Annotated in this window: 21 protein-coding genes; 9 read left to right on the top strand and 12 right to left on the bottom strand. The window is 58.1% G+C overall.

Features of this window, described 5'->3' with window-relative positions:
* Positions 1–11 precede the first annotated feature (11 nt).
* The 6 genes from hpaH to GOV85_RS07550 form a co-directional block, all read right to left on the bottom strand.
* Positions 12–812 carry a 2-oxo-hept-4-ene-1,7-dioate hydratase gene (gene hpaH / locus GOV85_RS07575; RefSeq protein ID WP_171176623.1) on the bottom strand — a complete coding sequence of 267 codons (801 nt, stop codon included), beginning with the start codon at positions 810–812 and terminating at the stop codon, positions 12–14.
* Positions 809–1,663 carry a fumarylacetoacetate hydrolase family protein gene (locus GOV85_RS07570; RefSeq protein WP_171176621.1) on the bottom strand — a complete coding sequence of 285 codons (855 nt, stop codon included), beginning with the start codon at positions 1,661–1,663 and terminating at the stop codon, positions 809–811. The genes hpaH and GOV85_RS07570 overlap by 4 nt, the downstream gene beginning before the upstream one ends.
* On the bottom strand, positions 1,660–3,057 hold the full coding sequence (locus GOV85_RS07565; protein WP_171176619.1) for a pyridoxal-dependent decarboxylase: 1,398 nt from the start codon (positions 3,055–3,057) through the stop codon (positions 1,660–1,662). Before GOV85_RS07565 ends, GOV85_RS07570 begins: the two co-directional genes overlap by 4 nt.
* A 109-nt stretch (positions 3,058–3,166) precedes the next feature.
* A complete protein-coding gene (gene hpaD, locus GOV85_RS07560) occupies positions 3,167–4,009 on the bottom strand; it encodes a 3,4-dihydroxyphenylacetate 2,3-dioxygenase (RefSeq protein WP_171176617.1) in 843 nt (280 codons plus the stop codon).
* Positions 4,010–4,066: 57 nt separating this feature from the next.
* The gene (gene hpaE, locus GOV85_RS07555) at positions 4,067–5,575 is read right to left on the bottom strand and encodes a 5-carboxymethyl-2-hydroxymuconate semialdehyde dehydrogenase (protein WP_171176615.1); all 1,509 of its coding nucleotides are present in this window, start codon (positions 5,573–5,575) and stop codon (positions 4,067–4,069) included.
* A 3-nt stretch (positions 5,576–5,578) separates the two neighbouring features.
* Entirely contained in the window at positions 5,579–5,977 is a 399-nt protein-coding gene (locus GOV85_RS07550) for a 5-carboxymethyl-2-hydroxymuconate Delta-isomerase (protein ID WP_171176613.1), read from the bottom strand.
* Between the two features lie 105 nt (positions 5,978–6,082).
* On the opposite strand from GOV85_RS07550, the gene hpaR reads away from it, so the two are divergent.
* Complete coding sequence (gene hpaR / locus GOV85_RS07545; protein ID WP_171176611.1) at positions 6,083–6,523, top strand: homoprotocatechuate degradation operon regulator HpaR; 441 nt, start codon at positions 6,083–6,085, stop codon at positions 6,521–6,523.
* Between the two features lie 33 nt (positions 6,524–6,556).
* On the opposite strand, the gene GOV85_RS07540 is transcribed toward hpaR, so the two are convergent.
* Positions 6,557–7,909: an aminotransferase class III-fold pyridoxal phosphate-dependent enzyme gene (locus GOV85_RS07540; RefSeq protein ID WP_171176609.1), complete on the bottom strand. Its 1,353-nt coding sequence runs from the start codon at positions 7,907–7,909 to the stop codon at positions 6,557–6,559.
* A 34-nt stretch (positions 7,910–7,943) separates the two neighbouring features.
* Positions 7,944–8,723 carry an IclR family transcriptional regulator gene (locus tag GOV85_RS07535; protein WP_171176607.1) on the bottom strand — a complete coding sequence of 260 codons (780 nt, stop codon included), beginning with the start codon at positions 8,721–8,723 and terminating at the stop codon, positions 7,944–7,946.
* 108 nt (positions 8,724–8,831) lie between these two features.
* Between GOV85_RS07535 and GOV85_RS07530 the strand changes: the two genes are divergently transcribed.
* The 8 genes from GOV85_RS07530 (at position 8,832) to GOV85_RS07495 (ending at position 21,165) form a co-directional block, all read left to right on the top strand.
* Entirely contained in the window at positions 8,832–9,761 is a 930-nt protein-coding gene (locus tag GOV85_RS07530; RefSeq protein WP_171176605.1) for a tripartite tricarboxylate transporter substrate binding protein, read from the top strand.
* 62 nt (positions 9,762–9,823) lie between these two features.
* Positions 9,824–10,360: a tripartite tricarboxylate transporter TctB family protein gene (locus tag GOV85_RS07525; RefSeq protein WP_171176603.1), complete on the top strand. Its 537-nt coding sequence runs from the start codon at positions 9,824–9,826 to the stop codon at positions 10,358–10,360.
* Positions 10,361–10,367: 7 nt separating this feature from the next.
* On the top strand, positions 10,368–11,888 hold the full coding sequence (locus GOV85_RS07520) for a tripartite tricarboxylate transporter permease (protein ID WP_171176601.1): 1,521 nt from the start codon (positions 10,368–10,370) through the stop codon (positions 11,886–11,888).
* 6 nt (positions 11,889–11,894) lie between these two features.
* On the top strand, positions 11,895–13,379 hold the full coding sequence (locus GOV85_RS07515) for an aldehyde dehydrogenase family protein (RefSeq protein ID WP_171176599.1): 1,485 nt from the start codon (positions 11,895–11,897) through the stop codon (positions 13,377–13,379).
* A 25-nt stretch (positions 13,380–13,404) separates the two neighbouring features.
* Positions 13,405–14,643, top strand: a complete 1,239-nt coding sequence (locus tag GOV85_RS07510; RefSeq protein WP_171176597.1) for a Tm-1-like ATP-binding domain-containing protein — start codon at positions 13,405–13,407, stop codon at positions 14,641–14,643.
* Positions 14,644–14,904: 261 nt separating this feature from the next.
* Positions 14,905–16,323, top strand: a complete 1,419-nt coding sequence (locus GOV85_RS07505) for a trimethylamine methyltransferase family protein (protein WP_171176595.1) — start codon at positions 14,905–14,907, stop codon at positions 16,321–16,323.
* A gap of 4 nt (positions 16,324–16,327) precedes the next feature.
* Positions 16,328–18,745, top strand: coding sequence for an FAD-dependent oxidoreductase (locus GOV85_RS07500; RefSeq protein ID WP_171176593.1), 2,418 nt, complete (start codon positions 16,328–16,330; stop codon positions 18,743–18,745).
* 5 nt (positions 18,746–18,750) lie between these two features.
* Positions 18,751–21,165, top strand: coding sequence for an FAD-dependent oxidoreductase (locus GOV85_RS07495; RefSeq protein ID WP_171176591.1), 2,415 nt, complete (start codon positions 18,751–18,753; stop codon positions 21,163–21,165).
* Positions 21,166–21,208: 43 nt separating this feature from the next.
* Here GOV85_RS07495 and GOV85_RS07490 read toward each other — a convergent pair whose 3' ends face one another.
* The 4 genes from GOV85_RS07490 to GOV85_RS07475 are packed head-to-tail and all read right to left on the bottom strand — an operon-like array spanning position 21,209 to position 26,245.
* Positions 21,209–22,468, bottom strand: a complete 1,260-nt coding sequence (locus tag GOV85_RS07490) for an aminotransferase class V-fold PLP-dependent enzyme (RefSeq protein WP_171176589.1) — start codon at positions 22,466–22,468, stop codon at positions 21,209–21,211.
* 19 nt (positions 22,469–22,487) lie between these two features.
* Positions 22,488–23,501, bottom strand: coding sequence for a glutamate cyclase domain-containing protein (locus GOV85_RS07485; protein ID WP_171176587.1), 1,014 nt, complete (start codon positions 23,499–23,501; stop codon positions 22,488–22,490).
* Complete coding sequence (locus GOV85_RS07480) at positions 23,502–24,764, bottom strand: aminotransferase class I/II-fold pyridoxal phosphate-dependent enzyme (RefSeq protein WP_171176585.1); 1,263 nt, start codon at positions 24,762–24,764, stop codon at positions 23,502–23,504.
* Positions 24,761–26,245, bottom strand: coding sequence for an aldehyde dehydrogenase family protein (locus GOV85_RS07475; protein ID WP_171176583.1), 1,485 nt, complete (start codon positions 26,243–26,245; stop codon positions 24,761–24,763). Before GOV85_RS07475 ends, GOV85_RS07480 begins: the two co-directional genes overlap by 4 nt.
* Positions 26,246–26,306: the final 61 nt, after the last annotated feature.

The following is a 26,306-nucleotide window of genomic DNA, read 5'->3' as shown; positions in this document are numbered from 1 at the left end:
TAGTTTTCCTTTCAGGCGAAATTGATATCGACTGAGCCAAACGGCCCGAAATCCGCGTGAATTTTGGTGCCCGAGGGGCATTCGACGGGGCGGATGAAACTGCCGGACAAAATGATCTGCCCCGGCTCGATGCTCTGACCGTATTGCGCCATCCGACGTGCCAACCAAACCACACTTTCGACAGGGTCGTTCAACACACCAGCACCTAATCCGGTTTCCTCAATCTCGCTATTGCGGAAAGCAATCGCCCCAACCCAGCGCAGATCAAGAGCATCCATAGAATGACGCTCTGCACCCAAAACGATGCCTGCATTGGCGGCATTGTCGCTGATCGTGTCAAAGACCGTGCGCGCTTTGCCGGTTTCAGGGTCCACTCTTTGAATACGAGTATCCAGAATTTCCAGTGCAGGGGCGACATAGTCCGTAGCGGCGATAATATCGTCGCGAGATACGTTTTCGCCGCCAACGGCGGACTTCATAACAAAGGCGATCTCGGCCTCAATCCGGGGCTGAATGAAACGGCCTGCCGGAACGGTCGCGCCATTGTCGAACGCCATGTCGTCAAACAAAATTCCACTGTCGGGAATGTCGATGTTCAAGGCATATTGCATCGCCTTCGAAGTCAGCCCGATCTTCCACCCGATCACCTTGCGCCCTTCGGCCAGTTTCTGGCGATAGATGGCGTTCTGAATCTCATAGGCATCATCCATACCCATCTCGGGGTGGCACAGACTAAGCAGGCCGATCTGTTTGCGCCGGCGTTCGGCCTGCAGCAGTTCGGCGGCGGCTCGGGCGTGGTCTTCGGGCGTCATACCTGTTCGTCCTCCACCGTGTTGCGCAGGGTTCCGATACCTTCGACGGACACCTCGACAACATCTCCGGGCATCAGGTACTTCGGCGGGTCGAACCGTGCCCCTGCCCCGGTTGGTGTACCAGTGACAACAATGTCGCCCGGCTGAAGCGTCATAAAGGTCGAGATGTATTCAATCTCGCGCCGGATCGGGAACATCATGCGGTTCAGCGTGTCGTCCTGCCGAAGCTCACCGTTCACGCGAGTTTGGATGCGGGCATCATCCAGTTGGGCCGCGTCCGTAAACGGCACCAGCCATGGGCCAATGGCCCCCGACTTGTCCCAGTTCTTGCCTTGCGTGACATTGAACTTTGCGTGCCGCACCCAGTCGCGAATGGTGCCTTCATTGCACAAGGTCAGCGCGGCGATGTGATCATAAGCGTCCTCCTGCGAAATGCGGCGACCAGCCTTTCCTATCACGATGGCCACCTCGCCTTCGTAGTCCAACGTATGGTTTTCAGGCGGTCGGATCAGCGGGCGGTCATGGCCGGTGAACCCACTGGCAAAGCGCGGAAAAAGCGACATGTACTTGGGCTGTTCGCTGCCGTCCTTGTATTCTGCATTCCGGTCAGGGAAGTTCACGCCGACACACAGGATACGGCGCGCATCCGGCATTACCATGTCATAGGTGAACTCAGTGTGGGTGACAGGTTTGCCCTCGGCAGCTTTTGCCAGTCGATCGAACGCCCCGTCGGCGATCACCTCGTACAGGCTGTCATGGTCCGGGAACACTTGGTTCAGTGCTATTGCACCGTCGTCAGTGATTGCTCCGAAAAACCGTTCCTCACCCGCTAAGAAAGTTCCAAACTTCATTCAAGTGTCTCCCACACGTCACGAATCACGTCGGCTGCTAACATCACGTCGTCCCGAGAGGTATCGAACTGCCCAACCTGAAAGCGGATGATCTTGCGGCCTTTGAACATGCCTTGGGTGAGATAAATCCGCCCATCATCGTTCAACGCGTCGACTAAACGCTGCTGCATTGCATCGTCTCCCGGACACCGGAACGAAAACAGGCTTAAGATCGGGCCGGTCGTGATTTCGAACCCTTCCATCGCTCCGATCCGATCAGCGAGCTCCTGTGCCCAAGTCACATGATTGCGGATGCGTTCGCGCAGTCCTTCCAATCCGTATGAGCGCAACAGAAACCAGATCTTTAACGCCCGGAACCTGCGCCCCAGAGGGATCGTCCACTCCGAGTAATTCGTCACCTCTGCTCCGGTTGTCTTGAGGTATTCCGGCTCGATCTTCAGCGTGTTGAGCTGTGGTGCTGCATCCCGCAAGAACTGGATGGCGCAATCGAATTGCGCGCCCATCCATTTATGCGGGTTGAAGACAATGCTGTCATAGCGGTCAGCACCCCTCCAAAGGGCTTCGCGAAATTCGGGGCAGATCATGGCTGATCCGGCCCAAGCTGCGTCGAGATGGGTGTAAAGGTCGTGTTTTTGCGCGATATCCGCCACGGCCACCAAGTCATCACAGGCCCCAACACCGGTTCCACCTGTGATCGCAATAATACCGGCCGGAACATGACCGGCTGCGATATCGCTTTGAATGGCGGCTTCAAGTGCAGAGGCATCAATCGCAAAGTTGGAACCCAAGGTCGGCAGCTTGACCAGATTGTCCTGTCCAATCCCCGCGACCCAGCAGGCCCTGTCGATGGACGAATGCACTTGATCCGAGCAATAGATCCGCAGCGCGCCCTTGGTGTTCAAACCTTCGCGGTTGCCGGTAAAGCCCGTGGCCCGTTCCCGCATGGTCAGAACCGCCGATAACGTGGCGGATGAGGCGCTGTCCTGAATAACTCCGGTCATACCTTCGGGCAGTCCAAGTGACTGCCGCAACCAGTCAACCATGACGCCCTCGACTTCAGTCGCGGCGGGCGAGGTTTGCCACAACATGCATTGCGCCGCGATTGTTGTCACCAGCATCTCGGCCAGCATCGACGGAGGAGCAGCATTGGCTGGAAAATAGGCAAAGAAGCGTGGGTGTTGCCAATGGGTGATACCTGGCATCACGATCCGTTCAAAATCGGCCATGATGGCATCCATCGGTTCACCCGCCTCGGGTGGGGTTGCCACAAGCTGGGCTGCAATTTCCCCCGGTGCGGTCTGCGCGCGCACGGGGCGTTCCGCAAGTGTCTTATGGTAATCGGCCGCCCATTTTGAAATGTACTGACCCCAATGCGAAAACGTGTCCCAATCCATGCGTTAACCTTTTGTTGTCGCTGAAAGATCAGCCCGCCCGGTCCCCGCAAGATGCAGCACCACAACGAACGAATTTTCTATGTTATAAAACAGTTCCGATTGTCCGATGTCAGACCGAGAAACTGACATTCGCCTGACCGGTGCCGGAACTGCCGAAATATGGGGTATAGATGTCGATTTTGCCCTTGTAGCTACCCCAACCCAGCGCTCCGAACAGCAGGGCGGTGTCGTTCATGGAACATTCTCCGGTGCATTTCTTGGCGTAGTCAGGCAGCATTTCAAGGAACTCTTCAAAACGGCCCTGTTCCCATAATTCCAACACGCGCATGTCCATCTGGCGGTTGAACTCGCCATTCACCGCGTTCAGCCCCTCGACCGATCGTTCATTCGGGGTGAAATCATGGCTGAGAGACCCTGATGCCAGAACAGACACATTGCGGTCAGAACGCCGGATGCCTTCGGCAATGGCCTCACCCCAAACCCGGTTTTCCGCAATCGATGAGAATTGATTGACAGCCACAGGCAAGACCCGCGCATTCACCCCTTCGTTGATGAAATGCATGGGCAACAGGGTTCCGTATTCCATACCCATATCCGGGTGCGAATGACCCAGAGCACGCTCTCCACGCTCGCGCAGCACATCAAGGATCGTTTCCCCCAACTCATGATCGCCGCGATAGTCGAACTCCATATCAGCCAACATATGCGGCAGCTCGTGGCTGATGAAGCGACCTGTGTGATGCTCTTTTGTGTTCAGGTGAAAGCCCTGATTGGTGATCCAATGGGTATCGAACACAATGAAGGTCTCGACTTCGCGGTCTATCGCGTCCTGACGCAGGCGGGCATACCCATCAATGGCAGATTGCCGGATACCTTTGTATTTCGGCATCGTGTGGGACATCCAGATGCTGGGTACATGCGTTATTTTCGCGGCCTGTACGATCTTTCCCATGACGGTTCCTCCTAATGCGTTCTGGTGGTCCCAGTTCGGGGGAACCACCTGAGGCGATTATTTCCCCAATTGCATGATCTTGTGCTGACCGGTTGCGAAACCGATGTGCTTTTGTTCCATATAGAACTCAAAGCTCCAATCCCCGCCGTCGCGCCCGATTCCAGACGCTTTGACCCCGCCAAAGGGCGTAGGCAGGTGACGCACGTTTTCTGAATTCACCCAAATCATCCCAGCCTCCAGCTTGTCTGTAAAGCGCAAGGCACGGGTCAGGTCATTGGTCCAGACATAACCCGTCAAACCATAGGGCGTGTCGTTGGCAATCTGAAGCGCCTCGTCCTCGGTTGCGAAGGGGATCGAGGTCAGAACAGGGCCAAAGATCTCCTCGCGCGCGATGCGCATCTGGTTGGTGGCGTTGGTGAACAAGGTCGGACGGATAAAGTAGCCTTCATTGCCCACCTTGACCCCACCGGCAGCGACGGTTGCACCGTCCTTTTTGGCGATGTCGAAGTAGCTGGTGACTTTGTTGTAATGCTCCTCGGTCACCAATGGCCCAATCTCGGTCGCCGGGTCCAACGGGTGGCCCACCTTGATGTTGTTCACACGTTGGACCAGCTTTGCCTCGAACTCTTCTTTGATCGTATCCTGCACCAGCAACCGCGAAGATGAGGTGCAGCGCTCGCCATTGATCGAATAGATCATGAAGATCACCGCATCCAGCGCGCGATCCAGATCGGCGTCATCGAACACGATCACAGGGTTTTTTCCGCCCAACTCCAGATGGTTGCGCTTGTGCGTGTCCGCGCCTTGCTTGACGATCAGACTGCCGGTGCGGCTTTCGCCGACAAACGCAATCGCCTTGATCAGCTTATGTTCGCACAAAGCTTTGCCTGCATCAGGGCCAAACCCATTTACCGTGTTCAGCACGCCTTTGGGCAGCCCGGCCTCTTCGGCGATCTCCACCAGCAGGCGGGCCGTCAGCGGAGAGTCTTCAGCAGGCTTGTGAACCACCGTGCAGCCCGCAGCCAATGCTGGTGCGATTTTCCAGGTCGACAGCATGAACGGTGTGTTCCATGGGGTAATCACACCGACCGGGCCAATTGGAACGCGCGTGGTGACGTTCATCAGCGTCGGGGATTTCAGATGTTGCCCGTCGCGCGCCTGAACCACCTGATCTGCAAAATACCGAAAATTCTCTGCCCCGCGCAACGCGGCCTTGGACATGAAGCGAAGAGTCTGGCCCGTGTCCCAGCATTCACACAGCGCGATTTCCTCGGCCCGCGCTTCGATGGCATCAGCAACGCGCAACAAGATGCGGCGGCGTTCGGTGGCAGACATGTCGCGCCATTCAGCAAACGCGGCATGGGCGGCCTTGGCCGCCGCATCAATATCATCAGCCGTGCCATGTGCAACGTCGCAGATCACAGATTTGTCGACAGGCGAAGTGGATTGGAACACACCGCCAGACCCGTCCCGGTCTTCGCCAGCGATACGATTGAGAATGCCGGCTTCCTTGAACCGGGCCAGAAAGCTCGTCAGTTTTTCAATATTCGTATCCAGCGCACTCATATTTCAGGTCTCCTGCGAAGTCGCGGCCAGATGGTCGCGGATCGTGCCGGTCTTGGGCGAAAGCTTTGGGTCAATGTCGCGCATCTCAAGCGACAGAGCGATGGAATGCTGCGAAAGAGCCGGCGCCAGATAGGCTTTGACCGCGTCAAATATACGCCGCGTCGCGTCCTGCTTGACGTCTTCCGACCTCCCTGCACGCAGGCGGATCGAGATATCAACAAACCCATGGCCCGGATTTCCATCCGCAATGGCATAGTGGTCCACGCGCGTTGCGCGCACGCGAATGCCCGGCATCGGAAAGGTGTCGATCTCGGCAGCTGTTGCCCTTATGCATTCGCACAGGCCACCCATGTCGATCTTGCCTTCCAGGTTCCCGGAATATTCGACGTGGAAATGTGGCATGATTCCTCCTCTATTACTTAACATGTTTAGTTTTTTGCCAGCCTCACGTCAAGAGATTGCTTTGTTAATCTTTGCAATTTCCGAACCACCGCTCTAGAAGACCGCATGACCACTCAAAGCCATACCAAAAGCACCGCCCGATCCCTTCCTATCGCGCTGCTGCGTGCCCGTGAAACCGTCATGGCCCCGATCCGGGATATGCTGCAAGGCATCCAGATAACCGAACAGAAATGGCGCATCTTGCGCGTCCTGGATGAGCTGGGCGAAGTGGAGCAAAGCACTATTGCGCACGAGGCTTGTCTGCTGCTTCCAAGCGTGACCCGCATCTTGCGCACAATGGAGGCTGATGCCCAGATCACCCGCCGCCAGGACAGTGACGACAAGCGCCGTACCATGGTCACGATCACGGATGCAGGCCGGTCGATCCTTAGGGAAAACCTGGCCACGTCACTTGCGATTTCCAGCAATATCGAGGCTCAGATGGGTCGTGAAAAGCTGGACCAATTGCTGGACCTGCTAGAGGAATTGCAGGCGGTTAAAGTCTGACCCTGCCTTCAGTCGACAGGGCAGACCTAAAGCTCAAAGAGTCGACAGACCAGTATCCAACGCTGACAAAATCTTGGACACATCGTCTGAGGTGATAACCAGCGGGGGCGACAGAATGATGTTGTTTCCGGATACTCGTACCATCACGCCATCTTCGTAAGCCGCTTTTTGAACCTGCAACGGCAGGTGCTTAGCGATGGGAGCTTTGGTCGCCCGATCGGAAACCAGTTCCAACGCGCACATTAATCCCTCGCCACCGCGTACGTCGCCGATCGCGTCGTGTTTCTCGGCCAGCTTCCGCAACCCGGCGAATAATTCACCCCCTCGCGCTGCGGCGTTTTCCCAAACCCGCAGCCGGTTGATCTCGGACAGAGCAGCCAGTGCCGCCGCTGCCCCAACCGGATGACCGGAGTAGGTGTAGCCCTGATCGACCGATGCCAGCCCCGTAGTGTCCTTTTCGAAGACTTCAGCGACAGAGCCCGAAATCATTGCCGCGCCGAACGGAAAGTACCCGTTGGTGATCGCTTTTGCTGTTGTCATGATGTCCGGCTGAACGCCCCAATGTCGCGCGCCGCTTTCGCTGCCAGTTCGACCAAATGCGGTAATGATTTCGTCAGAGATCAAAAGAATACCGTGTTTGGCACACACCTCACGCACCATGGGCATGAAGCTTTTGTGCGGTGGGATCACACCCCCTGCCCCCAGAACCGGCTCCATGATAAACGCCGCAACCGTGTTCGCCCCTTGAAAGGCGATCTCGGCCTCCAACGCATTGACGCAAAGTTGCGCCAGACGCTCGGGGTCCGCCTCATCAAACGGGTTGCGATAGGTCCAGGGTGCGGGCACGTGGAAACAACCCGGCATCATCGGCTCATAGACCGCGCGAAACTTTTGATTGCCGTTGACGGATGCAGCCGCGAAATGTGTGCCGTGATAGCCCTGCTTAAGGCTGATGAACTTGGTGCGACCGGCATCGCCCCTCACCTTGTGATATTGCCGTGCAAGCTTCAGCGCAATTTCGACAGAGTCCGATCCACCCGACGTAAAGAACGCGCGGGTCAAACCGTCAGGTGCGAAAAACTGCGCCAGCTCATAAGACAGCTCAATGGCTTTGTCATTGCTGGTTCCGCGAAAGGTCGAGTAATAGGGCAACGCGTTCAATTGATCGGCAATGGCCTGTTTCACCGGTTCGCAGGAATAGCCCAAATTGACGTTCCACAGCCCCCCCACGGCATCCAGCGCTTTGTGACCATCAACATCGATAATGCTTACACCTTCACCGCCATTCAAAATGGTCGGCGGGTTCTTTTGACTGTCGGCAGGATGTGCCATCGGGTGCCAGAAATAACGGGCGTTGTTTTCCTTCAGAAAGTTCGAGTCTTTCATGGTGCGGGCCTCCGGAAGTATCGCTTACCCTGGGTCACGGGTGGAATTCGGTTGGAAAGGTGTCGGGCAACTGACCGCCAAAATCTGCGGTCAGGTCCGTCGAAAGATTGTGCAATGCAGACAGAATGGATGGCAGGCGGTCGTCGGTGGCGCGACCTTCAGGCACAGCAATTGCAATGGTCCCCAGAGCGACTTGATCAATGCCAAAAATCGGCGCGGCGTACCCAAAGACGCCCTCTTCATAGCTGCCGTTGCTGTTGGCCCAGCCTAAGGCGCTGATCCGCGCAACCCGTTCTTTGATGATTTCAGGATCAATGAGCGTGGCGTCCGTGAAGCGCGCCTGCTCTTTGTGATCCAAATCTTCCATCAGACTGGGTGGGCCAAAACTGAGCATACAAAGACCCGAGGCCGTTGCATTGATCGGCAGGATCTCACTGGGGTCAAGGCTGACGCGCACGCTGTGCCGCGTTGTTTCAACCACCAATGCGGTTTGCAGCCCGGTCTTTTCCAACAGTGACAGATGCAGACTTTCCCCAACGCGTTGCATCGCCATTTGCATTTTCTGGCGCGCACTTTCGATGCCTGGCCGCGCGATTTCACGCAGCGCTGCCAGGCGCAAGGCCGCCGGTCCGATAGCATAGGACTTGGTCATAGGATTCTGTTCGATCAGACCGTATTCCTCAAGCGCACGCAGGTGGCGCAGCGCGGTTGCCTTGTTCAATCCGGACAGTCGCGCAAAGTGACTCAGCCCGATTTCCGGTCGCGCGCTTGAAAAGTAATCCAGCATTTTTAAGGCATTAAGGGCTGTGCCCATTTGTTTCACTTCCTCTTACTCAGGGAATACTTGACAGAACTAACTTAACAAAGCAACATAATTATTGTTAACGCGGATCAAATAATGAACCATGTATGGGAGGAGTCAATGAAGAAATTTCTTACTGCTGCGGCTTTAGTGGCATCAGCTACCGCTGCACTGGCCGAGTACCCCGAAAAGCCGGTCAGCTTTGTGGTGCCGTGGCCTCCGGGCGATCTGGAAGATGTTCTGACGCGAATGATCGCCGATGAATTTCAAGCCATGTACGGCGTTCCAGCCGCTGTCGTGAACAAACCCGGTGGTGGCGGTGGTCCGTTCCCGGGTGCCGTCGAGGTGGCAACCGCCCCTGCGGACGGCTACACCATCGGGTCTTTTGTCATCGGCGTGCCGGTCATTGGTCCCGAAATCGGCATCCCCGAACTCAACCCCAACCCGTTTGATCCCATCGGGATCTTCCTGACCTATCCCTTCGTGATCGCAGCCAGCAAGGATGCGCCTTTCTCAAGCTGGGAGGAGTTGGCGGAACACGGCAAGGAAAACGACGTCGCACTTGGCCATTTCGGTTCCGTTTTACCACCGACCCAGGTGACCTTTGCCGCAGCCGTCAGCAGCGGGTTCGATTTTGCCAGCGAAGCGGCGTTTGATGCGCTGGACTGCAACACTTTGGCATCGGGCGACGTCGACGTGATCAACACCACCCTTCAGCTTATCCTGCCCTGTCTGGATCAGGTGAACGTCCTTGCCAGCATCGGCGGCGAGCGGATTTCGCTGGTGCCCGATACACCAACAGTCGTGGAACTAAACCCGGATCTGCCTTTGGCCCTGTGGAACGGATTGTTTGTCCACAAGGACACCCCAGCGGACGCCCGCGAAAAGATTTCGGCGGCGGCTCAAAAGGCGCTGAGTTCTGACAAGGCAAAACAATTGGCCGAGGAAACCGGTGCCCTGATTTATTGGCAGGATCCGGATGCCTCCAACGCTCAGATCGAGCAGGACAAAGCCTCGTTCGCCAAGATCGAAGAGATCCTGGGCGAATAAACCGGAACGGGCCCGGCACATTTAACACTGCCGGGCCTATTTCCATCCAACAGGAGGCCACGATGATTGCAAAGACCTTGCAAGACATGTTCCGGCGCTATCGACGCCCCGGGGACATCGTGTTTGCCACTATGTTCTTTGTGTTCTCGCTGTTCCTTCTCAGCCAGCTTGGAAGCGAAACTCAGGTCGTCAAACGGACAAAGTGGTTTGCGCAGCCTGCTTTGTGGCCAACTATCGCGATCTGGGGCATGGTTGTGTTCAGCGGTCTGCATTTGCTGAGCTCATTCCTGTCACCACGTATTCCAGGCCGTTTGCGAGAGATCACGTTTTGGCTGAAATCGCTCGAATATGTTGTCTATTTTCTGATTTACGTTGTTGCTGTTCCATGGCTTGGGTACCTGCCCTCCACCATGCTGTTCGCCGCCCTTTTGACGGTCCGCCTAGGGTTTCGCTTGCCCGGGGCCTTTTGCATTGCACTCATCTTCGGCGCGGTGGTCGCAATCGTCTTTCGGGCGCTGCTGCAGGTGAACATCCCCGCGGGTCGCGTTTATGAATACCTGCCCGACGGGCTGCGCGCCTTTGCGCTGACCTATCTATGAGGCCGCAATGGACGATCTGATTTCCGGCTTTGCAATTCTTGCCCAGTGGCAAGTCATGGTGGCGCTGATTATCGGCTCTGTCGGGGGCGTTATCATTGGCGCCTTGCCCGGCGTGGGCGCCGCCGTGGCCATCGCGATCCTTCTGCCTGCTACATTTGCTTTCGAACCCATCGTAGGTCTAACCCTTCTGCTGGGCATCTACGGGTCGTCCATGTATGGCGGCGCAATCCCGGCCATTCTGATCAACACCCCAGGCACGGCCGTGAACGCCCTGACCACCTATGACGGCTATCCCATGACCAAACGCGGCGAAGGCCATCGGGCCTTGTCGCTGGCCTATTCAGCGTCGTTCTTTGGTGGCATTTTCTCGATCCTTTGCCTGATCGTCCTTTCGCCCGTTCTGGCCTGGGTTGCCCCGCATTTCGGCAGTCGCGAGATTTTTCTGGCCGCTTTCATGGGTATTTTACTCGTGATCCTGGCCCATCGCGGGCAGACTTTTTCCGCCGCCATGCTGGCGTTTTTCGGAATTTTTCTGAACACGGTGGGGCTTGAGCCTGTCAAATACACGCGACGTTTCACCTTTGACCAAACCTGGTTATCGTCGGGCGTCGATCTGATCGTTGTTGTATTGGGCCTGTTTGCCATCAGCCAGGCGCTGCTTTTGCTGGTCGACAAGGAACACGCCCCCGGCGAAGCACATGTTCGCGGCAATATATTTACCGGCCTGAAAGAGCTTCTGGGCCTGAAGCGCATCGCCACCGTGTCGTCATCACTGGGCGTTCTCATGGGTATGGTGCCGGGCACCGGCGAATTCACGTCCCAGTTCCTGTCTTACACCTACGCTCAGAAGACTTCGAAAAATCCCGATGCGTTTGGCAAAGGATCACCCGAAGGCCTGGTGGCATCTGAGGCCGCCAACAACGCCGTTCCGGGGGCTGCAATGATCCCGCTTTTGGCTCTGGGTATTCCAGGTGAGGCACTGACGGCGATGATGCTATCGGTTTTCTACGTTCACAACGTGATCCCAGGCCCTCAACTGTTTGCAGAACAGATGGATTTTGTCATGGCGCTGTATATGGCGTTGATCCTTCTGAACGTGGTCGTTCTGATCTTTTTACTGTTTTCAACCAATCTGCTGCTGAAAATTATCCAGATCCCTACCCGATTTCTGGGCATTATGATCCTGACCCTTTCATTTGTGGGCGTGTACAGCCTGCGAAACTCGATCACGGACTGCGCGATTGCTGCCGGGTTCGGTGTTTTCGGCCTGATCCTGAAACGCCTGAACCTGCCGATCGTGCCCATCATTTTGGGTATGGTTCTGGGTGGGATCATGGAGGTCAAACTGCGCAGCGCCATGGCTCGGGTGAAATCACCGCTTGATTTCATCGACCGGCCCATAGCGGCAATCCTGTTTGTGATGATCCTGGGGATCATTCTTTTGCACATCCGCTCTCTGATCCAGGAACACAAAGACCGCGTCAAACCGCAACCGGTTCTCGACGAAGACACTACTCAGCAAGGATAACGCCTCATGGATCAGTTCTCGATTGACGCGCTGCGCACTCAGGAAATCACTCCGCGCGGACATTTCATAAACGGCCGCTTTCAGCAAAGCGAAACCAGCGCCCAGCATCAAGTTCATTCACCGATCAACGGTCAGCCACTGGCACTGATCGCCGAAGGCAGTGCCGCAGATGTCGACGCCGCCGTACGTGCGGCGCGGGTATCGTTTGAAGATGGGCGTTGGTCACGAATGGCCCCTGCGGGCCGTAAGAAAGTGCTGCTGAAGCTTGCTGATCTAATCGAATCCCAAGCGCTGGAGATTGCTGTTCTGGGTGTTCGCGACAACGGGACCGAGATCAACATGGCCTATAAGGCCGAGGCGCTCTCGGCTGCGGCAACGTTCCGGTATTATGCCGAAGCCATCGACAAACTGTACGGCCAGATCGCCCCCACGGGCGACGACGTTCTGGGTCTGATACATCACGCACCCGTCGGCGTTGTCGGCGCGATTGTGCCGTGGAATTTCCCTTTGATGATCGGTAGCTGGAAAATTGCCCCGGCGTTGGCGGCAGGCAACTCCGTGGTCTTGAAACCCGCAGAAAGCGCTTCGCTCAGCCTGTTGAAAATCGCCGAACTGGCAGCTGAGGCCGGGGTGCCAGACGGCGTGTTCAACGTGGTGACGGGGCGCGGGCCAATTGTGGGCGAAGCGTTGGCGCTGTCGATGGATATCGACATAATTGTCTTCACCGGGTCCGGCGCGACAGGAAGGCGGCTTTTGGAATATTCCGCACGCTCCAACCTAAAGCGTTGTTATTTGGAACTGGGGGGCAAATCGCCGAACATCGTCTTTGCCGATGCCCCGGACCTTGCCGAAGCGGCCAAGGTTTCAGCCGCTGGTATATTCCGCAATTCGGGCCAGGTCTGCGTCGCCGGATCGCGCCTGTTGGTCCAACAGGAAATTTACGAGGACTTCGTCTCCGAAATCACCCACCACGCCTCAGCCTTTCGCGTTGGCGATCCGTTGGACCTGAACAGCCAGATCGGCGCGGTTCACAGCCTGTCCGAGTTGCAGGCCAATCTGGATTTCGTGACCAAAGCCGAAGCGGAAGGCGCTGAGCGCCGCACAGGTGGCGCCCGTATTCTGACCGAGACTGGTGGTTATTACATGGCGCCGACCGTCATGGCCGGGGTGAAAGAAACTGACACGCTGTTCCAAAACGAAGTCTTTGGCCCTGTTCTGGCCGTCACGCCCTTCAAGGACGAAGAAGACGCGATCCGTCTGGCAAACGCGACCGTTTACGGGTTGGCTGGTGGGGTCTGGACCTCGAACTTGGGCCGCGCACATCGCATGGTCGCAGGCATTCGTGCCGGGGTTGTCCATGTGAACACCTATGGTAGCGCAGACCTGACTGTTCCCCTTGGTGGCGTGCGCCAATCCGGCAACGGACACGACAAGTCGCTGCACGCGATCGAAAAATACTTCGACCTGAAAACCGCCTGGATCAAACTCTGATCGCTGAGGGGTAAGGGAGGCACAAATGACAAATAAGACTATCCTGTTGATCGGCACCTATGACACCAAAGAACCCGAAATGCGGTTCATCGAAGAGGCAATTCAAACGCAGGGTGCCGATGTGTTGACGATGGATGTGTCCGTTCTGGGAGACCCCTCTGCGCCAGTTGACATCTCAAAACATGACGTGGCCGCGGCTGGTGGCATGACAATTGATGAGGTCATCGCCCAGGGAGACGAAAACAAAGCCTTCCGCATCATGTCTGCCGGGGCCGCTAAAGTGGTTGCGCGGGCCTATGCCGACGGACGGTTTGACGGGATGCTGGCCACCGGTGGCACAATGGGCACCGACCTTGCGCTGGATTGTGCGCAGGCGCTGCCGATGGGTATGCCGAAATACATCGTCTCAACCGTCAGCTTCTCACCGCTTATCCCACCACATCGGCTGGCACCCGATATTCAGATGATCCTTTGGGCGGGCGGCCTCTACGGCATGAATTCAATCTGTCAATCTTCGCTCAGTCAGGCGGCTGGAGCCGTGGTCGGCGCGGCAAAGGCTGCGATCGTACCGGACCGCAGCAAGCCGCTGGTTGGCATGACCAGCCTGGGATCATCCTGTCTTCGGTACATGAAGACCCTCAAACCAGCACTGGAAGAGCGCGGTTTTGAAGTGGCCGTGTTCCATTCCACAGGAATGGGCGGCATGGCCTTTGAAAAACTGGCCAGCGAAGGCGCGTTCGCCTGTGTGATGGATTTCTGCATGCAGGAATTCGGAAACCTGATGGCGGGTTCTGTCGTGTCCAGCGGTGAGGACCGGGTTACCAATGCCGGGCGCATGGGTATCCCGCAGATGGTCGCCCCCGGCGCGTTGGACTTGCTGGATTTTGCGGGCTGGCAGGACATCCCCGAACACTATGCCGATCGCCCTTTTCATGAACACAACCGGTTGATCAAAAGCTCGGTCTTCAACGGGGCCGAACGGCGTGCCTGGATTCGGGAACTTGCCAATCGATTGGGCGCGGCCAAGGGGCCTGTGCATTTCTTTTTGCCGCTGCAAGGCATCGAGGCCTGGGACAAGAAAGGCGAAGAGGCGCATGACCCACAGGCCCTGGCGGAAATGATCGACGAAGCTCGCCAAGTGATGCCGGATCAGGTGCCAATGACTGAACTGGAAGCCCATATCAACGATACGGCGTTCTGCGACGCCGTTTTGGCGCTTTTCGATGAGTGGGTCGAACGTGGCATCGTGACATCCTCGCCTTAGCCTTCACGACCAACGCAAGTGCCTAGACCACTGGTTTGATGCAGTTTCGCTGGCGATCAGGCCCTTAAAGCACACGCCCACTTTGCATGAAATTCATTCACAAAAATCGGCTAATAATGGAATTGAGCTAAAACTTGACCCTTTCTAAGATGCGCGGGAAAACACCTTATCTAGGACGCGCTTATGCGGCGAACACGATCAAGAAGGGCCCCCGGTTCCGAAACTCCAAAGCTGACAACGCCGCCCGTCGGAGGGCGGTTCATGCCACTGGACAACAGCAAACTGGCCCATATCACCGATACGGCGTTTGATATTCTGGAACGGATTGGTGTGTCCGGTGCGCCGGAGGACATTCGCGTATTGGCGTTGGAGCATGGCGCAACGGAACGGGACGACGGGCGCATCACCTTTTCGCGCTCTTTGGTTGAAGACATAATCGCGGGGGCGTGTAAACGCGTAGAACTGCCCGGATTCATTCGGGATCGCGGGATCGAGATTGGAGGCGGCCGCGTCCATATCGGTACCGGCGGTGCAGCGGTGCAGGTGCTGGACGCCGCTACAAATTCGTTTCGCGGCAGCACGTTACAAGACTTGTACAGCCTGATGCGCATCGTTGATGCCTGCAACAACATCCATTATTCCCTGCGTCCCGTTGTGGCGCGGGATCTGGAAGACCCGCTGACGCTGGATATCAACACGGCATTTACCGCGATGAAGGCGACTTCGAAACCTATTGGCACAAGTTTTTTCGAGCCCGCCAACGTGCCCTCCGTGGTTGAAATGTTCGACGCGGCTTTGGGCGGCGACGGAGCCTTCAAGGCGCAACCCTTCTGCTTTGCGTCCGTCTGCCACGTGGTGCCACCGCTGACGCTGGCCGAGGAAGCCTGCGGGGTGATGCGTGAATGCGTGCGACTTGGAATGCCGCTACAAATCTGTTCCGCAGCGCAAGCTGGGGCCACAAGCCCGGCCGCGCTGGCTGGCGCCTTGGCGCAGGGTTTGGCGGAATCCTTGGCCGGTCTGGTGCTAGTCAACATAATGCAACCGGGCTTTCCCTGCATTCTGGCCTTCCTGCCCTTTATCTCTGATCTGCGCACCGGCGCCATGACCGGCGGTTCGGGCGAGGCTGCGGTCGCCAACGCTGCTGCGGCGCAGTTGCTATTGAACCTTGGCCTGCCTTCGACCGTGTCAGCAGGTATGACAGATGCCAAGACAGCCGATGCACAATCGGGCTATGAAAAGGGATACACTATCGCGCTCGCGGCACAGAGCGGAGCCGATATGATCAACCTGTCTGTTGGTATGCTGGGCTCGATCATGGCCGCCAGCAATGAAGCACTGGTCATAGACAACGACATGTGCGGGGCCATCCTGCGATCGGTGCGCGGCGTGGAAATGTTCGAAGGCTCGATTGATCTGGACATGATCGAACAGGTCGTGACCGGCGAGGGGCACTTCCTCGGCACTGCTCAGACCCTGGATCTGATGACCAAGGAATACGTCTATCCGTCTTTGGGCGACCGCCAGAGCGTCAATGACTGGCTTGAAAGTGGTGCGCAAACTGTCTGGGACAAGGCCATAGCCCGCGTTGCCGAGATCGAAGCACAGCCCGCACCGTCCCATCTGCCCGCCGACATCGAGGCCGCCCTGCGCGCCCGCATGCCTATCCACTTGAAAGACTAAGCACATGAAAAGCCAAGCCAAAGTTGTGATCATCGGGGGCGGCGCGGTTGGTGTCTCGACCCTTTATCATCTTGCCAAAGCCGGGGTGACCGACACACTGCTGATCGAAAAGAACGAATTGACCAGCGGGTCGACCTGGCACGCAGCGGGCAACATCCCCACCTATGCCAACAGCTGGGGCGGGATGCGCGCGGGCAATTATGCTTGGCGGCTGTATAAGGATCTGGCGGAAGAGGTCGATTATCCGATCACCTACCGCCACACCGGCGCGTTCTGGCCCGCCCACACGCCCGAACGCATGGACCTGTTCCGCCATCTTGTCGGGGTTTCCAAGGGTCTGTGCTATGACATGGCGATGCTCACCCCGTCCGAAATGGATGACATGCACCCTTATTTCAGTTCAGGCGACAGCATCATCGGCGGCATCCTTGACCCCTATGAGGGCGATGTGGACCCTTCGCAACTGACCCAGGCCCTGGCCAAAGGCGCTCGGGATAAGGGCGCGGCGATTGCGCGGTTCACCACAGTCACCGGCATCTCACGCCGCGCTTCGGGCGAGTGGGAGGTTCAGACGGACAAGGGCAATGTTGTCTGTGACATCGTGATCAACGCCGGGGGCTATTACGGTCGCCAGGTGGGTGAGATGGTCGGCCAGAAACTGCCCGTCGTAACGCTGGAACACCAATATTTGGTCACCGAAAGCCTGCCGGAACTGGAAGCGAACCCGGAAAACTTCCCCCTCGTCCGCGACCCGGACATCATGTATTACCTTCGGCGCGAGCGGAACGGGTTGCTGCTGGGCTCTTACGGACACGAAGGGCGGCCCGCGTGGCTGGACGGGATGCCCGATTGCTTTGCCAACCAGCTTTATCCCGACAGCGTCGACGACATCGCCGAAATCCTCGAAGCCGCGCTGGAACATGTGCCGTTATTGGGCGAGGCCGGGGTCAGCCGCTTCGTGAACGGCCCGATACCTTACAGCCCCGATGGCGCGCCGCTCTGTGGTCCGGCCTTTGGTCTGCCGAATTTCTACCACGCTTGCTGTTTCCCGGTGGGTATCACCCACTCAGCAGCAGCGGCGAAAACCCTGACCGAGTGGATTACCGAGGGCGAAACCGAATGGGACATGTCCTTCTGGGATCCCCGCCGCTTTGGCAAGGAATGGGCGACCTTCGATTACACCGTCAAACGCTCGAGCGAGTTGTACGAACATCAATACGCGATCCCCTACCCACATCGTATGTGGAAATCGGGTCGTCCGGTGCAGACCACGCCGCTTTACGATACGCTCAAAGACAAAGGCGCTGTGTTTGGGCAGATTGCCGGATGGGAACGCGCTTTCTGGTTCCAGACAGATCAAATCAAGAATGACGGGCAGCTGGGTTTCCATCACGAGGTCTGGCACGATGCGGTCAAAGCTGAATGCGAAGGCGTGCGGGACCGGGTTGGTGTGATGGATCATGGCGGCTTCACTCGGTATGAAGTCGAAGGACCAAAAGCCACCGAGTTCCTGAACTACGTCTTCTGTGGTGCAATGCCTGGCGTGGGCCGGGTCAAGCTGTCCTATATGCTGACGCCCAAAGGCAAGATTTGGTCCGAAGCCACCATCGCGCGGCTGGATGAAAACAAATACCTGCTCTGCGGCCCGACTCTGGCCGATCAGCGCGATCACGACTGGATGTCGAAATTCCTGCCGGGCGTGGGCGTGACCCTGACCCGAGGTTCGGATTTTGACGCTGCCCTAATGGTCATGGGGCCAAAATCCCGCGACGTCCTGCAACCCCTGACCCAGGATGATCTATCAAAAGAAAACGCGCCTTGGATGTCAGTTCGCGAAATCACTGTTGCGGGTGCTTCGGTCATTGCCCTGCGCGTGTCTTATGTCGGAGAGCTGGGTTGGGAGCTGCACATGCGCAACGCCGATCTGGTCCGCGTCTACACCGCCATAATGGATCAGGGCACTGAACACGGTATTGTCGAGTTCGGCTCTTACGGGCTGAACGCCATGCGGCTTGAGAAAGGCTATCACGGCTGGCGCGCGGATTTCGGTATCGAATACACCGCCTTTGATGCAGGGCTGGATCGTTTTGTCAGTAAAAAGAAAAACAGCTTTGTTGGACGCGACGCGTTTCTGGCGCAGGCTGAGCAGCCGAAGGATTACCATTTCACCGCCTTCGTACTCGACGGCCACGGCGCCGACGCGCTGTCTTCCGACCCCATCTGCCGCGACGGCAAGCCCGTAGGCTATGTCAGCTCGGGCGGCACCGGGTTCCGCATCGGCAAGCGGGTCGCTCTGGGCTATTTGACCGAGGCGGCGCAGCCCAGTGATTTATACCAGATCGAAGTGCTTGGCGTTCCGGTCAATGCGACTGTGGCGACCGTGCCGTTCTACGATCCTGAAAACGACCGGTTGCGGGGATAAAACCCATGGCGAAATCTCTTCCGACGGACGTTCAGGTCGCCATCATTGGCGGCGGCATTGTCGGCTGCGCGACCGCTTATCACCTTGCCAAGGCAGGCTGGTCCGCCGCCTTGTTCGAGCGTAAGAAACTGACCAGCGGAACGACATGGCACGCCGCAGGTCTGGTCAGCGAAACGCAGGGGGTTCCGGTCACGTCGGCGCTGGCGAAGTATGGCCTCGACCTGATGGAAAGCCTTGAGGATGAGACCGGGCAGAAAACCGGTTTCAAGCGCAACGGCTCGATGACCGTGGCGCTGACCGAGGCGCGTATGGAGGAGTTGCGGCGCAAGGTCGACTATGCCCATGGATGCGGGTTGCGCGCAGAAGAGATCAGCCTGACCGAGGCGCAGGATCGCTGGCCTCTGCTGTCCGTCGACGGTGCAAAGGGCGCGTTCTGGTTTCCCGGCGACGGCTATACCAATCCCATCGACACGACGATGGCTCTGGCCAAGGGCGCGCGGGCCCACGGCGCGCAGGTTTTTGAAGATACCAAGGTCACCCGCGTTGTGATCGAAGGCGGTCGCGTTGTCGGCGTTGAAACCGCCGAAGGTCTGGTCAGCGCCGAGCATGTGGTCAACGCCACCGGCATGTGGGCGCGCGAGTTTGGCCTGACTCATGGGGTGCAGATTCCGCTGCATTACACCAACCATTACTACGTTGTGACCGACCCGATTGAGGGTGTGACCGGTGACTTGCCTGTCCTGCGGGTGATGGACGAATACGCCTATTACAAGGAAGAGGCGGGCAAGCTTCTGATCGGTTGTTCCGAGCCAAACGCAACACCGTGGCTGCCCAAGGACGGTTTGCCCGAGACGTTCGAATTCGACGAACTGCCCTGCGATGAGGAACACCTTTTTCCCATCCTTGAAGCCGCGATGGAGCGGGTTCCAGCCTTGGCTGAGTCCGGTATCCGCAAGTTTTTCAACGGGCCGGAGTGCTTTACCCCCGACGCCAAACACTATCTGGGCCCGGTTCCGGATGCGGCGGGCTATTGGGTCGCCGCGGGTTTCAACTCAACCGGAATCCAGAACGGCCCCGGCGCGGGCATGGCGCTGGCCGAATGGATCATGGCCGGTCACATGACCATGGACCTGACCGATGTGGACAGCCGCCGCATCGTGCCGGGCCTGAACGCGCGCAGCTATACCGCGACCAAGGCGGCCGAAACGCTCGGCCATGCTTATGAGATGCATTGGCCCTACTTGCGCAAAACACAGGCGCGCGGTCTACGCCGGACGCCTTACTACACCCACCTGCGCGACGCGGGCGCACAATTCGGCAGCGCCAATGGCTGGGAACGTCCGCTCTACTATGGGCGCGAGATGACGGATGGCTTCGGATGCGAGCCGTGGTTCGACGATTGGCAGGCCGAACATCAGGCTCTGCGCACTAATCTGGGCTGCATCGACCTGACCTTTGGGCGGTTCATCGTCGACGGGCAGGATGCCGAGGCACAGATGCAGCGGCTCTGCGGGGCTAATATGGCCGTGACACCAGGCGCGCTGGTCTACACCCATATGTTCAACCCGCAAGGCGGGATCGAGGCAGACGTAACCGTCGCACGCCTGAATGCAAACCGCTACATGGTCATGGCCTCGGCCGGGGCTGAGCCTCAGACGGACTACTGGCTGAAAAAGCAGCTGGCAGGTACGGATGTATCCGTGGTCAACGTGACCTCGTCCGAGGCAACACTGGCCCTGATGGGACCGCGCGCGCGGGACTTTTTAGCCAAGCTGACCGATGCCGATTTGTCGAACGACACGTTCCCCTTTGGAACATGGCAGGCATTGAATGTCGGTCATGCTCCGATCCGGGCACAGCGGATCACCTATGTAGGTGAGCTGGGATGGGAGCTGCATGTCCCTGCCGAGTTCGCCCAGCAGGTGTTCGAAACAATCATGGCTGCGCCCGATGCACCGCGCTTATGTGGCGGCATGTCAGTTGACTCATGCCGCATCGAAAAGGGCTTTCGCCACTGGGGCCACGACATCGGACCACATGACAGCCCGGTCGAAAGCGGCCTGACCTTTGCCTGTGACTTCGCCACCGAGTTCACCGGCAAAGCCGCCATCGAAGCCCGCAAATCTGCGGGGTCTGCAAGCCGGTTGCTGTCTTTCCGGTTGGAAATCCCAGAGGCGCTGGTCTTTGGCAAAGAGCCGATCCTGTGCGACGGCCAGATTGTCGGGCGTTTGACCTCGGCCAGCTATGGGTGGACCGTAGGCGGTGCGATTGGCATGGGCTATGTCACACGTCCCGACGGGATGGCCATGAAAGAGCTTGCCAAACGCAGCTATCAAATCATGGTTGCAGGAAAAACCATCGCCACAACGGCGAGCCTGCGCGCACTTTATGATCCCGGAAACGAAAAGATGCGCGGTTAAGGAACCGCGCATCTCCAATATCTAACGCTGTAAACCTGTGGTGTCAGCCGTCCTGACCCATCTCTTTTACGGCAGCCAGAAGGCGCGCGATCTCTTTTTCGGTGTTATAATGGCAGAACGAGATGCGGATACAATCCGGCAAACCCAGCGGATTCAGTACGTTGCCGGAATAATGATCGGCCTTGCGCACATGGGTTCTGATACCCTGCGCGTTCAGAGTGGCGACCACATCCTCGGATGAATGGCCATCAACAACGATCGACACCAGACCTTCGCGCGCGGGGTTGTCCGCTCCGGCCAGAATTGTGACGTGATCCATATCGCGCAGACCTGGCAGGTTGCCAGTGCCATTGATGGCAGTGTTGGTCAGATGCGTTTCGTAGGCATGGATGGCTCGACCCGCAGCTTCGATCCGTTGGCGGGGTTCGGTTTCATCCGAAACCTCTCCACCCAGCCAGTCGAAATACGACACGACATCAGAAACAGTAGCATAAGAGCCGGTGTCTCGTGTGCCGAACTCCCAACCGGTTGCAGGAGCGTCGATCAACATGTCGTGCGGAACAGCACTTAGCTTGTCGGAAATCCACGCAATGCCATATCCGTGGCGTGAGAAAACTTTGTACGGTGAAATCGCATAGCCATCGACATTGTAGGCATCCAGATCCAGCTGCCCATGAGCTGCGTGCTGAATGCCATCCACGATGATCAGGCAATCCGGCGCAACTGCGCGAATCGCGCTCGAGATTGCGGCAACATCCATACCCATACCGGTCACGGGCGACGCATGCAGGATCGTTGCAACCGCCACGTCCGGAGTCATGAGTGCAGCATAGTCCTCGGGCGTGACCAAACCGGTATCGTCGTCATGTGCAACATTGACATAGTCCAGCCCGGCGATCCCGGCCCACCGGCGCGCAGCACTGCGAGTGGCGGGGTGTTCGATGGACGACCCGATCACCTTTGCCCCCTTTGGAGCGGTCAAACAGGCGGTTCGGATCAAGCGGAACAAAAGTTCTGTCCCGCTTTCCCCTGCAAAGAACTGACCCGATGACGCGTTCATGAAGACGGTCAGGTCTTGCTTGGCCTTGTTGATCACGTTCTGGGTACCCTGCCCCGCCGGGTTGATGCGACCTGGGTTGTCGGGGATTGCGGCATAAAAGGCTGAGGTTTCAGCCACGGATTTCAATGTCAGCGCACCACCAGCGTTTTCGAAGAAAATGCGCTCGCCCTGAAACGGGCAGCTGTCGACATGAGCAAAACGGTCACGGATTGCGTCGATAAGGGCGGGATTGTCTTGGATCATAGTTTAGTCCTGTGAGTTGTCAGAGCGCGCGGCTCACGATCGTGCGGCAAAGCTCGGCCACCGCGACATGGCTTTGGCGGGGAAACCCATCGACGCTGTCGTCGACGATCCCGTGGGTTGAATTGATCAGGCCGTTGGAGACCATGGTGTCCAGCAGAAGGGTTTCTCGGTTTGGTGTGTGCAGAAGTTTGGCGTTGCCCGCACGCGCTGCCATGGCAGCAGCAATCGCGGTACAGCCCCAATTGGAACAGGCAGCCGTCACCAATACATCACAGCCTGTCACAGCGCCGATCCCACCACCGCAACCACATTGGCATGTGTCTCCGTAGGGGACATGTGCCTTCACATGGTCGGCGACCTTACCCATGCCGATTTCGTTGCCACCATCGCCAACCGCCACTACTGGGATGCCGCGCTCAAGTGCCAGATCGAACAGGAAATCGACACGCGCGCGACCCATGCCATAGTCGATACCGCGCATTGAGTGATAGACGCCAAATTCATTGCGCCCGACACGCTCGGTCGAGAACAACAGATCAGGGTTCAGCTTGGCCAGAAGGGTCTCGGCCTGCGCCTTCCCGTCCGCATCATCGGTGGCGTAGGGAAGCATAACAATCGTGGCAAGGCTTTTGTCTGCCTTCGCAATCGCCGCCTGTTCCACCGTGACGGGAAAAAGCCCGGCAGCCTGACAGGTGTTCTGGATCGCAGGCAGCAGAGTTTCCTCGCACAGCATGACGCAGGTCACATTGCGGGCCAGTACCAGCGCGCGCGCAATCGCTGCCGCACCCGAGGGGCCATCGTTTTCACCCAGATCAGGCGTGATCCAGGCCCGCGAGACCGATCCGGTAGTCAACACAACTGTTCCACCCTCTGGCACTGCCATCAGCGCATCCGCAGCCGCCCCAACCAGCGACCGGCCTTCCAGCGCACGGGCTGCCTCGAACAGGTGCTCAACGCCGCGTTCGCCCATATCGATGTTCACAAGCTGTTCCAGTCGATTATCCAGCCGGGTGATCAAAGCCGTATCGGCCATTCACGTGTCTCCAAACAGTGTTGCCGCAAACCATTTCTTGTCGTGCAAATGCCGCGCAGTCTGGCGCATTGCCGACATCAAACAGTCAGCCACCGCCATTGCACCCCCAGCCCTCGCCACAGCACCCGATGTCGGTTTGAGCCGGATCGAGACACGCCCGCCGGGTTGCCCATGGGTGTTGACCGTGACAATCCCTTTGCTCTGCAGCATTAACATACCAATGGCCGCGGTCACCTCGGCTGGCACCAATTCTGACCTGTCGGCCCCGGCCATGCCCAGAACAATCTCCATCGCTTCCTGTTCATCGATCTTTGGACCAAGAGCCGACCGAGTGATGCGCCCTTGCCCCAGCACGCTGTCCAGCGCGTCGGCCAGGTCCTGACCATCCCGCGCCTCTTGCAGCAACAGATCGGGGGTAAATCCTTGCAGACTACGCATTGCACCCACGGCGACGGGGGCACGAGCCTCCATCCCAAGCTCACTCGCTTTCGCTTGCACAGGAACCAACGCCGCAGCCTCACCACACAGGACACCAGCGCGCGGGCCAGACAGGCCAGCCTTGTCTGCATTGGTGATAATCAAATCAGCCCCAAAGGACAGCGACGCTCCACCGCCGTACAGCACCGGGCGGAACCGCGCACCATAGGCGTCATCCAGGAACGTGACACAGCCCGCCTTGTTCCCAGCCGTAGCGGCGTCGCGGATCAGATCATCGCCAAGCATCGACAGTTCCGAGGTGACAGGCGTGATCACGAATAGCGCCGGGTTGTCTTCTGCCAGAGCCTTTTGCACTGCGTCCAGATCATGAACCTCTCGCACCGGCACGCCAGCCAGCCGTGCCCCGCGCAGAAGCGAGGCATGGCTGCGGTCGCCTGCGGCCACCAAAGAAAGCACCGGGTTGCCGCCTGAATGCGCCAACACAGTCGCCACGATCCCCGCGCTAGTGCGATTGACCACTGCCGCCGCCTCATGCCCCTGTCCACCCAGATGCGCGATAGCAGCCTTGCGCAGCTCTTCCCCGAACAGGCCAGGACCAATCCATTCCTCACACAGCAGGCTCAGATCGTCCGGTGTGGCGGGAAAAAACCGCAGGTTACCGGTACAGATAGCGATCTTGTCGATGCCTTCGCGGGCCACGAAATCTCTGGCCACGCGACCGGCCTGCGCCAACCTGCGCACCTCATCCCCCGAGCCCCGCAGCAGCGCCCCCCGAGCATATCCCACGCCCGGGTCAATTGCATTGCCGAACCGGTCCGTGCTCACGCGCCGCCCTCGATATTGATTGTGACGCATTTGCGGTATGTATATGCCTCTAGCGCTCCCTCAATCGAGTATTCGCTGCCCATACCCGACTGCTTGGTGCCCCCGTAAGACATCCCAGGGATTTGCCCGCCGCCCTGATTTACCTGAATCCAGCCTGCATCGATAGCGCGCGTCAGGCGCGTTATGCGGCTGACGTCATGGGTGAACAGGAAGGCTGCAAGACCATAGTGAGTGTCATTGGCCATAGCGATCACCTCCTCTTCGGTCTCGAAGGGGATCGCGACCATCACCGGGCCGAACACCTCTTCACGGGAGATGCGCCAATTGTTATCAACGCCGGTGATGATGGTGGGGTTCGGGCAGAAACCCGCCGGGTCTTCCGCTGGCGTTTCGCCGATCAGGAAGGTGGCCCCTTCTGCCTCAGCTTCGGCCACATAGGCGCGGATTTCACCATAGCGTTCCGCGTTAACCACCGCGCCCATATCCACGTCTGGATCCAGCGCATCACCCACTTTCAAAGCTGCCGATTTCTCGGCGACCTTCGGCATCAACTCATCCCAGATATCCTTGTGCACAAACAGGCGCGATCCGGCGGTACAACTTTGGCCCTGCCGCATGAACCGCATCGCGTTTGCCACCTGCTGCGCGGTGCTGTCCAGACGGCCATCGGCGATGGCGTCAGGGAAGACGATGGTCGGGGATTTCCCGCCCAGTTCCAGAGTAAGTTTTGCAATGCGATCAGCCGTGGCATGGCCAATTAACTTGCCCACATCGCTTGAACCGGTAAAGGACACCTTGTCGATACCCGGATGCGAAGCAAGCGCTGCACCAGCTTCCTCTCCCAACCCAGTGACCACATTAAAAACACCCGGTGGAAACAAGCCATCCGCAAGTTCAGCCAGTTTCAGGATTGCCAGGGGCGCATCTTCGGCAGGTTTCAACACCAGGCAGTTGCCGGTGGCAAGCGCCATCGAAATCTTCACCGCACCAAGCTGCAATGGAGAATTCCAGGGGATGATCGAGCCCACAACCCCATGTGGCTCGCGCGTCGAATAGCTCAGCAGTCCCGGGCCGAGCGGCAGGGTTTCGCCCTTTTGCTCAACCGCCACACCACCATAATACTTCAGAACGCCCGCCGCGCCCAATGCCTCTCCGCGTGACTGGGTTTTGATCGCATTCCCGCTTTCAGCAGCCAGCACGCGGGCGACTTCTTCGACATTTTCTTCCAGGCGACGGCCGAGTTCGGTCAACAGTTTGCCACGCTCGCTTGCCGCCAAAACGCGCCACGCTGGGAGCGCGGCACGGGCGGCTTCGACGGCCAAGTCGACCTCGGTTGACGTGCCGCGACCAACCTCGCAGATGGGTGCGCGACGCGAGGGATTTTCGACCACTAGTCGCCCTTCGGGCCAGTGCCATGCCCCGTTGATATAGCTTCCGGCCAAACCCGCTTCGGGCAGTTTCGGTTCCAGGTGTGTCGTCATCCCTGTTCTCCTTGGCAGGCTAGAGGTATTTCAGAATAAGTCGCGCCGCCTGGAGGGAGTT

Origin of the sequence: Ruegeria sp. HKCCA4633 (assembly GCF_013034605.1) — a bacterium.
Lineage (GTDB): Bacteria > Pseudomonadota > Alphaproteobacteria > Rhodobacterales > Rhodobacteraceae > Ruegeria.
The sequence above is the reverse complement of the archived record's forward strand: the minus strand, read 5'-3'. Positions and strand labels throughout refer to the sequence as shown.